12 protein-coding genes are annotated in these 13,223 nt (G+C 38.1%); all 12 read right to left on the bottom strand.

Features of this window, described 5'->3' with window-relative positions:
* Positions 1–41: 41 nt before the first annotated feature.
* Positions 42–1,058: a UDP-glucose 4-epimerase GalE gene (gene galE, locus PJ15_RS17650; RefSeq protein ID WP_005255782.1), complete on the bottom strand. Its 1,017-nt coding sequence runs from the start codon at positions 1,056–1,058 to the stop codon at positions 42–44.
* Entirely contained in the window at positions 1,051–2,724 is a 1,674-nt protein-coding gene (pgi, locus tag PJ15_RS17645; RefSeq protein ID WP_171067965.1) for a glucose-6-phosphate isomerase, read from the bottom strand. The genes galE and pgi overlap by 8 nt, the downstream gene beginning before the upstream one ends.
* A gap of 2 nt (positions 2,725–2,726) precedes the next feature.
* The gene (locus PJ15_RS17640; RefSeq protein ID WP_005255786.1) at positions 2,727–3,986 is read right to left on the bottom strand and encodes a nucleotide sugar dehydrogenase; all 1,260 of its coding nucleotides are present in this window, start codon (positions 3,984–3,986) and stop codon (positions 2,727–2,729) included.
* Positions 3,987–4,006: 20 nt separating this feature from the next.
* Complete coding sequence (gene galU, locus PJ15_RS17635; protein WP_005255788.1) at positions 4,007–4,882, bottom strand: UTP--glucose-1-phosphate uridylyltransferase GalU; 876 nt, start codon at positions 4,880–4,882, stop codon at positions 4,007–4,009.
* 12 nt (positions 4,883–4,894) lie between these two features.
* On the bottom strand, positions 4,895–6,769 hold the full coding sequence (locus PJ15_RS17630; RefSeq protein ID WP_005255790.1) for a nucleoside-diphosphate sugar epimerase/dehydratase: 1,875 nt from the start codon (positions 6,767–6,769) through the stop codon (positions 4,895–4,897).
* 145 nt (positions 6,770–6,914) lie between these two features.
* Positions 6,915–8,087, bottom strand: a complete 1,173-nt coding sequence (locus tag PJ15_RS17625; RefSeq protein ID WP_005255792.1) for a DegT/DnrJ/EryC1/StrS family aminotransferase — start codon at positions 8,085–8,087, stop codon at positions 6,915–6,917.
* 25 nt (positions 8,088–8,112) lie between these two features.
* Positions 8,113–8,772: an acetyltransferase gene (locus tag PJ15_RS17620; RefSeq protein ID WP_005255794.1), complete on the bottom strand. Its 660-nt coding sequence runs from the start codon at positions 8,770–8,772 to the stop codon at positions 8,113–8,115.
* A complete protein-coding gene (locus PJ15_RS17615) occupies positions 8,769–9,377 on the bottom strand; it encodes a sugar transferase (protein ID WP_005255796.1) in 609 nt (202 codons plus the stop codon). Before PJ15_RS17615 ends, PJ15_RS17620 begins: the two co-directional genes overlap by 4 nt.
* 2 nt (positions 9,378–9,379) lie before the next feature.
* Entirely contained in the window at positions 9,380–10,519 is a 1,140-nt protein-coding gene (locus PJ15_RS17610) for a glycosyltransferase family 4 protein (RefSeq protein WP_005255798.1), read from the bottom strand.
* Positions 10,516–11,607 (bottom strand): glycosyltransferase, encoded by a 1,092-nt coding sequence (locus tag PJ15_RS17605; protein WP_005255800.1) that lies wholly within the window; start codon positions 11,605–11,607, stop codon positions 10,516–10,518. Before PJ15_RS17605 ends, PJ15_RS17610 begins: the two co-directional genes overlap by 4 nt.
* On the bottom strand, positions 11,597–12,145 hold the full coding sequence (locus tag PJ15_RS17600) for an acyltransferase (protein ID WP_005255802.1): 549 nt from the start codon (positions 12,143–12,145) through the stop codon (positions 11,597–11,599). The genes PJ15_RS17605 and PJ15_RS17600 overlap by 11 nt, the downstream gene beginning before the upstream one ends.
* Before the next feature lie 19 nt (positions 12,146–12,164).
* A complete protein-coding gene (locus PJ15_RS17595; RefSeq protein WP_005255805.1) occupies positions 12,165–13,220 on the bottom strand; it encodes a hypothetical protein in 1,056 nt (351 codons plus the stop codon).
* Positions 13,221–13,223 lie beyond the last annotated feature (3 nt).

Raw genomic sequence — 13,223 nt, 5'->3', positions numbered from 1 at the left:
TAAAAAAGGAGCTTCATGCTCCTTTTTTATTATCATCCGATTCAGTTAAAACCGTTTGGATTTTGCTTTTGCCAGTTCCAGCTATCTGCCAGCATATCTTCCAAGGTATATTGGGGTTGCCAGCCCAGCTCAGCTTTAACTCGCGAAGCATCTGCATAAAATGCGGCCAAATCTCCGGTTCTCCGCTCCGCAAATTCTGTCGGAATCTTAATTCCATTCACTTTCTCAAAGGTTTCTTTAATTTGTAGAACTGAAATTGGAGCTCCGGTTCCAATATTCCAAGCTCGGCAACCTTTATTGTTGAGACGATTGGAAACGGCCAACACATGAGCTTTCGCCAAATCAACCACATGAATAAAATCCCGCTCACAAGTGCCGTCTTTGGTTGGATAGTTATTGCCAAAAATAGACAGTTTTTCACGACGTCCTACCGCTACTTGTGTGACATAGGGCATTAAATTATTGGGAATACCCTGAGGATCTTCTCCAATCTGCCCACTTTTATGTGCACCGACTGGATTAAAATAACGTAACAAGGCAATCGACCATCTTGAGTCAGCCAGCGCCATCTTTTCTAGCATCTGTTCAATAATCAGTTTGGTATAACCATAATTATTATTTGGCAAACTTAGAGACATATCTTCTTGATAAGGTGAAGGATTTAACTCACCATATACCGTTGCAGATGAGCTAAATGCTAAGCTAAAAACACCCGCTTTTTCCATCGATTTGAAGAGTTGTAGACTCCCCGCAATATTATGTTCAAAATAGGCTAAGGGGATTTGCTGACTTTCACCCACTGCTTTTAAGCCTGCAAAATGGATCACCGCATCAATCTGAAATTTGTGAAAGACCTGATCTAGATCCTGCTCATGGCGAATATCACCCTTTACAAAAATCAGGCTTTTATTTGCCAGTTTTTCGACACGGCGCAAAGCTTCTTCCGAACTATTGGACAAATTATCAAATGCGATAACTTCATGGCCTGCATCCAGCAATTCTAAACAGGTATGCGAACCAATATAGCCCGCACCACCTGTGACTAAAATCTTAGCCATCTGTCTTTCCTAACAATATTTTCAGCAAACCTTGCGTTGATGCATCAAATGAAGATAAATCTTCTTGCTCACGATTTAAAATCGGTAACAGCTGATTGGCAATTTCTTTACCTTTTTCAACGCCCCATTGATCGAAGGGGTTGATATTCCAAAGTACAGATTGCACAAACACCTTATGCTCATACATTGCAATCAACATCCCTAAACTATAAGGGTTGAGCTCTTTAAGTAAAATGGTTGAGCTCGGTTGATTACCTTCATATTGCTTATATGCAGGTAAAGCTTCAAGTTCGTCAGCGGCTAAAGCCTGATTTCCAAACGCCAGTAAACGCGATTGAGCCAGACAGTTGGACAAAGCCAAATGATGTTGCTCGACCAGTGCCTCTGCACTTTCTGCATAGGTAAACTGGTTTGCGTTATAACGTTTTACTGGGGCAATAAAATCACAGCTGACCGAGTGCGTGCCTTGATGTAATAGCTGATAGAAAGCATGCTGCGCATTCGGTCCCACTTCTCCCCAAACAATTGGGCAGGTGGCTGAATTGACCTTTTCCCCATTGCGTTGAATGGACTTACCATTCGACTCCATTTCAAGCTGCTGTAAATAAGCCGCGAAATACTTGAGTCGCCCGTCATAAGGCAATACCGCATGGGTTTGGATATCGAGAAAATTATTATTCCACGCCCCTAACAGCCCCATCAATACAGGAATGTTCTGTTCAAATGAAGCCGTCTGGAAATGGTGATCGATGGCATAAGCCCCTGCCAACAGTTGTTTAAACCCTTCGACACCAATCGTTAGCGCAATCGGTAAACCAATACATGACCACAGTGAATAGCGACCGCCGACCCAATCCCAAAGCAAAAGCTGCTTATCAGGTGCAATACCCCATTCCGTCATTTTTTCTGGTTTAGTCGAGACACCAACAAAGTGATTCTTCAGAATCTTTTCGTTGCTTCCTAACGCTTTTTCTAACCATTGTCGTACGGTCTGGGCGTTCGAAAGTGTATCAATGGTACCAAACGACTTGGAAGAAATAATAAATAAGGTCGTTTCAGGGCGAAGCTGATGTAACAATTCAGAGAGTTGGCTGCCATCCATGGTTGAAACAAAGTGAATATCTAAAGGCTTTGCCGTTTTGACTTTAAAGTCTGAAAGCGCATGGGTGACCATGAGGGGGCCCAGATCAGATCCACCGACTCCGATGTTCACCACATCCTGAATCACTTCACCCGTTGCACCGCGGCATTGGCCAGCATGAATTTTTTCAACCAGCGCATACATTTGCTCCAGCTGATCTTGAACGGCTTGATTGACCTCTGGCAGCTTTGGACTTGATTTAGGCAGACGTAAGGCCCAGTGCATCGCAGCCCGATGTTCGGTGTAGTTAATCTGCTCACATGAGAATAGTCGTTTAATCCACCCATTTAGATCCTGAGCATGAGCCAAATCCACCAATTGATTTAACACCTGCTGATCAATACGATGTTTACTAAAATCTAAAACGATCTGATCATATTCGACTGAAAAATGCTTGAAGCGAGTAGGATCCTCTGCAAATAAAGCATTTAGATGAAGCGCCTTAAACTGCTTTTGTAAAACAGCCAGCTCTTCCAAAACAGAGGACTGTGCTTTAACAGCGAAAGGATGAATCTGCTTAGTCATCATTAACGTCCCACTCCCATATAAGCAAAACCTTGGGCTTTTACATAGTGTGGGTCATAAATATTTCGACCGTCTAAAATCAAGGGATGTTCCATCAATTGTGTTAATTGTTTGAAATCCGGACTCCAGTATTGTTTCCAAGCTGTTAAAACGCATAAGCCATGCACATCTTTAACAGCATCATATTGATTATGATGCAAAATCAAATCACTACGCTGCCCATACATCATTTCAATTTCATCTAAGGCCTGTGGATCATGCAGATGAACGGTTACACCTTGAGCCCATAAAGCGGCAAGCATTTGATGAATTGGAGATTGTTGAATACTTGAGGTATTTTCTTTAAAAGATGCACCCCAGATCGCAATCGATTTGGCTTGCAAATCCCCGTGGTAATAATTCCAGAACTTGCGAAACAGAATTTCTTTCTGTTGCTCATTGATATCCCAAACCTGAGCAAGTAACTGGCTTTTCACTCCAGTATTCGCAACCGTGTTGGCAAGGGTTAAAATATCATGAGAAAAGTTTTCACCACCGAAACCAGCACCGGGTGCCAGATAAGCTGATCCAATCCGGTTATCAGCAGCCATACCCTGACGCACAGAGGCAATGTCAATACCCAACTTTTCCGCCACGACAGCCAAATCGTTGATATAACTAATGCGTGTTGCCAACATGCCCGAAATACTCAGCTTGGTAAACTCGGCATCCAGAATTGGCATAAATAGATATTGTTGCTCTAAGGGAAAGAAAGGTCTTAATAACTCTTTGACCTTCACCTGTACTTCGGTTCGTGTACAGCCCACAATCAATTGTTTTGCCTGAGTTAAGCTCTGTAAGGCGTTTCCTTCCTGCATGGTATCAGGCAAATAAGCCCAATCATCATCACAAAGGATCTGTTGAAATTTCTCAGTACCACGCAAACCAAAAGTGGATGCATTAATCATCAATTTAGGATGAATAATTGGACGTTGTTTCAAAGAGTGTAACAGTTGAAAGACTTGTTGCTCTTGCGTTTGGTTAAAACTAAATAGATAAGCATCAATATCTAAAGGTATGCCCGCTAAATCACTATAATGCAGAAAACCGCTGCTCAGCTGTTTCTGCAATAAATGACTGACGTTTTCATCATGGAAGGCATATTGTTGATCATCTACTTCTCTATTAAGCTGTGAACACCAATATACCAAGTGACCAGATTCAGACAATAATGCAGACATAACACCTGCATATAAAGTATTACCAAAGATCGCGACTTTCATAAAATACTTGCCCTCAATGATTAGAGGGCCAATTCCTTGATTAAGCCCTTAAATTCTGCGCCCAGTTTCGGATGCTCAACACCATAATGTAACACAGCTTTCAGATAACCAAGTTTGCTACCGCAATCGAAGGTCTGCCCTTTCATACGATATGCTTCAACGACCTGTGCTTGCTGTAAAGTCGCAATCGCATCCGTCAGCTGAATTTCATTTCCAGCGCCACGCGGTGTATTTTCCAAAAGACCCATAATTTGTGCGGGTAAAATATAACGTCCAACCACAGATAAATTTGAAGGTGCTGTTCCCACGGCAGGTTTTTCAACAATGCCTTGCATAACGATACTTTCACCTTCATTCGGTGATACAGCAACGTCTACAATCCCATATTGATCAACTAAGTGGTCAGGCACTGCTTCAACCATAATTTGCGCAGCTTGAGATGCTTCAAAGCGCTGAATCATCAAAGACAGATCATTTTCAGAGGTTGCATTTTTTACTAACACATCAGGCAAAAGCACCGCAAAGGCTTCATCACCTACAATATCTTTTGCACAGAGTACCGCATGACCAAGCCCCAGCGGCTGGGGCTGACGTACACTCACGACACTGACATGCTTTGGCAAAATATCAGTGATTTCTTTGAGTAGATCAAATTTCTTCTTCTGCTCTAACGTCGTTTCCAGCTCAAAATTACGATCAAAATAGTTTTCAATCGATGCTTTTGAAGAGTGAGTCACCAAAATGATTTGCTCAATACCTGCTTCAACCGCTTCTCTCACCACATATTCAATTGCAGGGCGATCAACAACAGTCACCATTTCCTTTGGAATAGATTTACTTGCAGGTAAGAAACGTGTACCTAAACCAGCCACAGGTAAAATTGCTTTTTTGATCATTGCTTTCTCAGATTAGTTAACTCGAACTTCGTCACTACGTTTATAGCCATCAACATAATGCTCAAGCTGTGTTAAAGCCCAGTCAACATCATGATCGATTGCTGTCATTTGATTGATTTTACCAAATACACACTGAATTTCTTCTAATGGAAAATGTTTTTCAAACGAACGTAAGATACGGGTATGTTCAGTATATTCGGTATTGTCCTGATCAATCAGCAATTCTTCATACAGTTTTTCACCTGGACGCAAACCGCTATAGGCAATTTCAATATCACCATCTAGTGAACCAGTTTCTCTCACTTTCAAACCACTGAGTTTGATCATTTGACGAGCAAGATCCTGAATTCTGACGGGCTCACCCATATCGAGCAAGAATACATCGCCCCCAGTGCCCAATGCCCCCGCCTGAATGACGAGCTGAGATGCTTCAGGAATGGTCATGAAGTAACGGGTCACCTCAGGATGAGTTACCGTAATCGGACCACCTTTTGCAATCTGTTGCTTAAAGAGTGGAACAACTGAACCAGAAGATCCCAAGACATTACCAAAACGAACAATACTGATTTGCGTATCAGGTTTAGTTTCAGCGACCGCCTGACAATAGAGCTCAGCCATACGTTTTGATGCACCCATCACATTGGTTGGTCGCACCGCCTTATCTGTTGAGATCAAAACAAAGGTTTCAACGCCTTTTTTCACGGCTGCATTCAAACTATTCGCAGTACCAATCGCATTGTTTTTTAAGCCTGCAATTGGATTACATTCAACCAGAGGGACATGCTTATAAGCTGCGGCATGATAAACCGTCTGAATATGATATTGTTCAATAATACGTTCAAGTTTTTGCTGATCTTGTACCGTTCCCAAAATCGGAACAATTTCACAAGTCGCTGTTTGTCTTAACTCTTTATCAATATCGTATAACGCAAATTCTGTTAGCTCATAAATGACTAACATTTTAGGCTTATTCTTAATAATTTGACGGCACAGTTCAGAACCAATTGAACCGCCCGCACCTGTCACCATGACCACTTTATTCTGGATATTTTTGGCAATCAGATGTGAAATCGGTGGAACTGGATCACGGCCCAATAAATCAATAATATCAACTTCCTGAATATCAGAAACTTGAATTTCGCCATCCACTAAACGGGTTAGACCAGGTAATTCCGTAATTTTTAAACGTGCGATTTCAAATTGCTGGATAATTTCAGCTTTACGCACCCGTCCAACAGAAGGAAGTGCCAGTAGAATTTCATCAATACGGTCTTTTTTAAAGCGCTGTAATGCCTTCTCAACCGAATAAACTTTTAAACCACCAACAGTTTGACCCTGTAAAGAAGTATAGTCATCAATAAAGAATACTGGTAAATGGTCATCTGAACGATGTAATGCCGCTGCGATTTGCTGCCCTGCGTCACCCGCTCCATAAATTGCGATTCGTTTACGACCAATCTCAGAATAAAAAGAAGCTTTAATAATAAAACGAATCACTGCACGACTGAGCCATACCCAGGCAAACATCATAAATCCATACATGAATGGAATCGACATTGGGATATAGGCTGGCGTAATCACATTCAGGATGTACAAGGTTGCCATGGTCAATGCCACGGAAATCGCCAATTTAACAATAAAGACTTCGTTAAATGTGCGTACAATAAAATGATAAACGCCTGTAAGTGCCAGACTCAAAACCGTAATAAAACTGACCAGCATAATTCCATGAGGAATACCAGGAATAACATCTGCACCCAAGTCAAATAAACGGATCACATAGCACAACCATAAAATTATAGGGAAAGCTAGAGCATCCAAAAGAACAAGGAAAATTTGCTTAAAAAGCCTTGGTGCTGAGGCGAATTGATGAATAATCTTTTTCACAATGATCTTCTAATCATTCCATTTTACAGTTTGATCTTTATACGCATTTCTGACAGAACTAGAAATGACTTTTACATATTGATTACACAATCATAAGGGGAAGCATTTGAAAGATTATTACACTCTTCCCCTTACTTTTTTAACCTTATTGAATTGCGCGTATTACCTTGTCAATTGCACTAATTGTTTTATCAATGCTTTCTGTGCTCAGTGTTGGATGCACCAAGAACATGAGACTTGTCTCACCGAGTTGCTGTGCATTTTGCAAACGCTGTTCTGGACGCCATGGCGTTCCATCAAATGCATGCTCCAGATAGACTTCTGAACAGGAACCGCTAAAGCAAGGCACATCTTGTGCATTGATCTCTTGCATAATTCGATCACGCGACCAGCCCTCAGGTAATGCAGCTAAATTGACCTGTACATAACATTTATAGTGCGCATGTACATAATCATTTGAAGGCAAGTGAACAGTAAAGTAAGGAGAACCCTCAAAAGCCTTTAAGATTTTCTCTGCATTTTCAGTACGTTTTTGTGTCCACCCAGTCATACGTGTTAACTGAATACGACCAATTACCGCCTGCATTTCCATCATACGCCAGTTTGTACCAAAGGAATCATGCAACCATCGGAAACCTGGCGGATGTTGCTTGTTATAAACACTATCATAGCTTTTACCATGATCTTTATAAGACCACATTTTCTTCCACAGCACTTCATCATTGGTGGTGACCATACCGCCTTCCCCACCCGTGCTCATAATCTTATCCTGACAGAAAGACCAAGCCGCAATATGTCCAATTGAACCTGCAGGTTTGTCTTTGTATTTTGCACCATGCGCTTGTGCACAGTCCTCAATGACAGACAAACCCTTTTCTTGAGCAAGCTGCATAATTGGGTCCATATCACACATCCAGCCCGCCAGATGCACACAAATAATGGCTTTGGTATTTGGTGTAAGAACGGCTTCAATCGTACGACGCGAAATATTCTGGGAATCTAACTCAACATCAGCAAACACAGGATTGGCACCCGCTGTAACAATCGAACTAGCTGATGCAAGGAAGGTACGTGAGGTCACGATAACATCATCACCAGCACCAATACCTAAAGCTTTTAAAGCCACATCTAAAGCAACAGTGCCATTGGTTAGCGCCACTGCATATTGAGTACCAGCGAAATTCGCGAATTCTTTTTCAAACTCACGGCATTCTTGCCCTGTCCAATAATTTACTTTATTTGAAAGTAATATATTTTTAACTGCGTCTGCTTCTTCTTGGGTAAAACTTGGCCATGGTTCAAATGCAGTATTTAACATTATGATTTCCTATTAAAAATATATCTTACTTTCTTTCTAAAATTCTTGCAGGGTTACCGACTACAGTGACTCCTGCAGGCACGCTTTTAGTCACAACTGCGCCCATACCAACGATAGCACCTTTACCAATCACTAATGGCTTATCTGGTGTTCCCTGCTTGATCACAACACCCGTCCCAATATAAGCATGGTCTTCGATATGGATATTACCGTTACATTTGACGCCAGGGGCGAAGGTAACATAGTCACCAATCACACAGTCATGCTCAACATAACTATATAAATTAGCATGAAAGCATTTGCCGATTTTTATGTTTGATGTAATTGAAACAAAAGGGCTTAATGCCGCGCCTTCACCAATCTCAATATTATCCATCATGACCGTATTATCAGCTTGAACTGTCCATAACTGGATATCATCACTGGCGAGTTGATTTGCTATTTTCTCACGAATCTGGCTATTCGCGATCGCGATTAAAACGTATTTATCTATCGCATCTAATTTTTTAAATGTTTGATAATTTAAAGCTTTATGTCCATTTATGATTTTTTCTTCTTGTAAACTATCATCAATGAAGTAAATCTCAGCTGTAATGTTCAAACGTCGCAATTGCTGTCGAGCTACAGGCATCAGACTGCGACCACAACCTGATGCCCCATAGATTGCATAGATAGATTGGCTCATTCCTTCTCTTCCGATGGGGTGCCAGTAAATTTTGTCATTGTCGCTTCGCCAGCTTCATTAATATCATCTTTGGCAATGACTTTTTTCACTGTCTGTAGCATGATTTTAAAATCTAGCCAAAGCGATCGATTTTCAACGTACCAAGTATCAAGCTTAAACTTTTGTTCCCAACTAATCGCATTACGCCCATTGACCTGAGCATGTCCTGTCATACCTGGACGTACGTCATGACGTTTTGCCTGCTCTTTATTATACAATGGCAGGTATTCCATCAATAATGGACGTGGGCCTACAATACTCATATCACCTTTGATCACATTCCAGAGTTCAGGCATTTCATCCAGACTACTTGAACGTAACATCTTGCCAAAAGGCGTTAGACGCTCGCTATCTGGTAATGGATTGCCTCGCTCATCGATTGCATCTTTCATGGTGCGAAACTTGATCATTTCAAATGGCTTACCATGTAAACCTGGACGAACTTGCCGAAATAAAACTGGCGAACCTAAGTTCTTTTTTACTTTATAAGCAACATAGAAATATAAAGGTGAAAGCAGAATTAGGGCAGTTGATGCAATAATGATATCTAAAATACGTTTAATCATTTTCATAATCCCATTTCACTTAGCATATGTTTATTCACTGCATCAACATCATATTTATTTAAAGCAATTTCACGCGATCTTTTTCCCATTTTTTCAATTAAGCTTGGATCAATAATAAATTGTTGTATTGCTTTTATTAAACTTTCACTTGATTTTACTTCAATTAAGAATCCATTCTCACCATGAATTACAGTTTCTTTACATCCAGGTGCATTCGTTGTAATAACAGCTCTGCCCATCGCCATTGCTTCTAAGACTGTCCGAGGGGTTCCTTCACGATAAGAAGGTAAAACATATATTGAGCTAGCCGCGATTGCAGGACGAACATCTGAAAGTTTACCCCAATAATTTAGCCTGCCATCGGCGATCCATACATCCAACTCTTCTTGAGCAATTGCTGCTGGATTTTCATCAATCCATCCTACCAAATGAAACTCAACTTCTGGATACATTTGCTTAATGTGTTTAGCAGCCTCGGCATACTCTCTTATACCTTTATCAGCTAATAAACGAGCAATAAGTAAGAAGGATTGCTTAATTTCGCCAGAATCACTTTTAGGGGGTGCCACTAAACTAAAATCCTGAACATTCACTCCAGAACCATTTACAACTACAGTTGGTTTATTAGAATCAATTAAGTTTAATTCTATAAATAGTTGTTGATCATCTGGATTTTGAAAGAAAACTTTATGAGTATGGAAAAGCGCATATTGATACAATCCATGTACGAGTTTTTGAAAGAAACTACGGTTACTGCCCTGTTCTACATTTTGAAAAGCGTAGCCCAATCCTGTAATTAGCGCAAAACGATGAGGGACTTTTGCTAATTTAGCAGCCAACGTCCCGTAAATGACAGGTTTGATAGTATAAGACAATACATAATCTGGTTTTATTTTTCTTATACATTTATATATAGCCAATAAGGTTTTAATATCTGAAAGCGGATTAGTTCCTGTACGCTGCATTGGAATTTCATCTACACTATAACCCAAATTTCTTAATTGATTCACTTCATTAGGAAATAAGTCTAAATCGGGACTTAAGATATAAACTTGAATATCTTTTCCCGCAATTGCCTCAAGAAGCTTGCCTCGGAAATTTAGAACAGAGGGTAGATAACTAGCAATAATTAAAAACTTCATGACTTTGTAAGCTCTAAAACCTGATTCCAAAAATAAGAAACTGAGCGTTCCTGTTCAATGTATTTTTTATAATCTACCGAGTAATTTAATTGACTTTCTAACACTTCCTCTAAGGCTTTTCCAATCTCCACAATAGAACAATCAGCTGTTACTATTACATTTGGTAATTGATAAACTCCATCAGTACAGGGTGTAGAAATAGCACAATTAATACCAGAAGCCATCATTTCAATAAGTACATTTGGAAAACCTTCAATTTCAGAAGAAATGACACCTATTTTTGCATTTGCAAACCACTGAATTGGGTTATTAATTTTCCCAGTAAATATAACTTTTTTTGATACCCCTAAGTCTTCAGCCATTGTTCTTAGCCTTTCACCTTCTGGCCCATCACCAATAAGTACTAACTTATAACAATCATACTTTGAAGTTAACTGTGCAAATGCTTGGAGTAAAAAGTCAAATTTTTTTAAAGGGATAAAACGACCACAACCTACAATAATATTTTCTTTAATAACAGTTGAGATTGATGAATTTATATAATCAATATTTACTGGGTTTGATATAACTTCCATTTTTTTTGCTGGTATATATCCCAGAGAATTCTCTAAAGAATCTTTCATTTTCTTAGTTTGGCAAATAATTAAATCTTGTTGCCCATATAAATATTTATATATAAATTTAAAAATAAAACGCTTTACACCAAAAAATCTATCAAAAATAAAAGTTGACTCTCTAGAGACTAAAACCGAACCTCTAAAAAAACAGATTTTCTTTAAAAAGCTTAACAATCCGTTAATGTGCGTATGAGAAGAAAATATATAATTAAACTTATAGGCAAAACTCAATCGTACTAATCTCACAACCAAAGGAATAATTGCTTTTTTTTCTGAGGAATAGTTATAAATGATTAAATTCAAGTTAGGGAAGCTTTCTAATTTCTCCCATCCGCTTTGCTTACCACGAGACATGATTACGACAGTAACATCCTGTTTCTCCAATAGAAGGTGGTAAATGATATTAAACATAACACGTTCTGCTCCTCCTAAAATTGCTGTTGGAAAAACAAAAAGGTGATTATTTACCATCTCGAGATCTACCTATTTCAATTGCCTTATATACGCGATCTTTATAATCACTAATATGCTGAATTTCTTTATTATTCACACAAGAAGTTTCAATTTTATGGTGAAATTTATCATATGTCGAAATAATACGAGCAGGATTTCCTACAGCTATACTATTCATAGGAATATTTTTAGTGACTACACTACCTGCACCAATTACAACATTATCACCAATTGTTACGCCAGGCATAATAATTGTGTTGAGACCTATAAATACATTTGAACCTATACTTATTGGAGCATATTTTTGATATCTGTTATTATTTTCATCTCTAACTAGCCAAGTACTTCCATCATGTGTTACTAAACGTACACCAGAGGTAATAGTTACTCTATCACCAATAGAAATGAGAAATGGTTCTGAACCCCACTCTTTTATATAAATCCTACAATCATTACCTATCTTAACTCCTTTTTTTCTTGCATAGGCAATACTTCCTTTCATAAGAAAATAGTAAATATCATAAACATAACTAAAAATACGAAGTATTTTTTTCATCCATTAATCCTCTTTTAAATCATAATAACTTTTTAACAGGAAAAATCTGTTTAATAAAATATAAAAAAATAGGAATATAAATAAAAGGTAAAAGTATTGCCGACTGTCTGAACCCTATTCCAGCTTCAATACTATATGTAGCCACATAAAATAAACTCATACATAAAATTGGAAATTTCAAAACCAGTTGAATATTTTTCTTTTGAAAAAGAAAAACCATATACACAAACAATAACAATATACATATCCAGAAGGATAGCATAAACCATAAACGCAGATATGGTGGTAATGAAGGATCAACTGAAATTGGTAAAGGAGATAGTAGAAAAACTAAAAACTCATTTATAAAACCTAACAAATTAAATTCATAAATTCTATTCACATGTCTAGATAAGAAGTTAATAGATATTTTATCTACCACAAAAAGTATTAAAGATGTCAAAGTTATATACTTCAATATAGACTTAAAACCTTTCCCTCTGAATTGATCAACAATAATATAAACCAAAATACAAAGCATCATATTCAATCTATATAAAGAAATAATTAAAAGAAAAAGAACTAAAAGCTTATAATTATTCGATTTATAATGATAAAGACAGACAGCTAGAAGAGAAAAGATTGCTATATCACGCATTAAAGAGAAAGTTAAAAAATAAAATACCGGATAGAATAATAGCAAAAAAGTTCCTAGCAACTCTTCATTACTAGAAACAAAATCATACTCTAAACGAAGAAACTTACCAAAATAGTAGCTACCTACCATATAAACTGATAATTGATATATATTCCATGCAACCATAGAATCACTAAAATAATATCTAAAAAAAGATAAAATAAAGTAATGCAAAAAATGAATACTTTGAGAATAATTATAAAAATTCTCTAATGTAAAAATAATCCCATATGTTCTAGTGTCCTGAATTATTGAATCACTCGCTAACAAATAACGTAGCTCATCATAATTAGTTACTAAAAAATCACCAACCTTACCGTTTTCAAAATAGATAGCAGAAAAGGTATTTAAAAATAGAAAAACTATAAAATATATTATTAACTTCTTATCTATAATCATAGT

This window comes from Acinetobacter sp. neg1 (assembly GCF_000788125.1).
In the GTDB taxonomy this organism is placed as follows: Bacteria; Pseudomonadota; Gammaproteobacteria; order Pseudomonadales; family Moraxellaceae; genus Acinetobacter; species Acinetobacter vivianii.
This window is presented reverse-complemented; position numbering and strand designations above follow the sequence as displayed.